The 897-nt window shown below is 33.6% G+C and carries 1 protein-coding gene; it reads right to left on the bottom strand.

Going from position 1 to position 897, the window contains the following annotated elements; all coding sequences use genetic code 11:
• Positions 1-59: 59 nt before the first annotated feature.
• Complete coding sequence (locus V7659_RS28275) at positions 60-764, bottom strand: FadR/GntR family transcriptional regulator (RefSeq protein WP_335543386.1); 705 nt, start codon at positions 762-764, stop codon at positions 60-62.
• Between the last annotated feature and the right edge of the window lie 133 nt (positions 765-897).

Below are 897 nucleotides of genomic sequence, written 5' to 3'. Positions count from 1 at the left end.
TTACCATCCTTCATAAAGTTGACTTCTTGAAGCTGAATAATTAGAAAAACAACCTTTTTTTAATCGTTTATACCTGTGAGAATCACCGCAAGCTCTTCTTGCAGTTCATACATCTTTTCCTGGGCCAATTTCTCATCGTGATTACAAATAGCAGTTAGTAACTCTTTATGAAACTGTAAGTATCTTTCTGTTGCATACTGTTTTTGATTCATACTGGCTATTGTAGCATATCGATAATCTAATTGAACTTTAGACAACATTTGTAACATATTTACGAGAAGTTCATTGTTAGAAGCTTCGTAAATACTTTTATGGAATTCATAATCAGTCTGAGCCCATGTATCTTTATCCCCTAAAGACTTTTCTAGCAGAGAATAAGATTCTGTCATTTTTTCAATATCAGCTTGCGTTGCGTTCTTAGCCGCTAATTTAGCTGCAACAGGTTCAATTGCATAACCGAGTTCATTTAATTTCAACAGGAAATTTCGATTTCTTCCCGAATCTGATGCCCATGCTAATACATCGGTATCCCACCATTGCCACTCCGAACGTGGAGATACAATCGTCCCTAATCTAGGAACAGATTTCACTAAACGACGAGTAGCCAATCCCTTAAATGCCTCCCTCACAACGGTTCGACTAACCCCATGTATTTCACTTAACGTTTCTATTTTAGGAAGTGTATCTCCTGGAATAATATCCCCATTAATAATTTGTTTTCCGAGTTCATGTATTAATTGATCAGTTAAGTTATAAATAGCCACTATCGATTCCCCATCCTTTACAGTAAAACGACAAAAATTTATTATAGTTTATATTAAATATTTTGACAAATAATATTATATTATAATTTTACCATAAGAAGAGCTCTTGATTTTTGTTATTTAAAAGAAAAAA

The organism is Neobacillus drentensis, assembly GCF_036966985.1.
In the GTDB taxonomy this organism is placed as follows: domain Bacteria; phylum Bacillota; class Bacilli; order Bacillales; family Cytobacillaceae; genus Neobacillus; species Neobacillus drentensis_E.
Note: the sequence above shows the minus strand (reverse complement) of the source record. Positions and strands in the feature narration are given on the sequence as shown.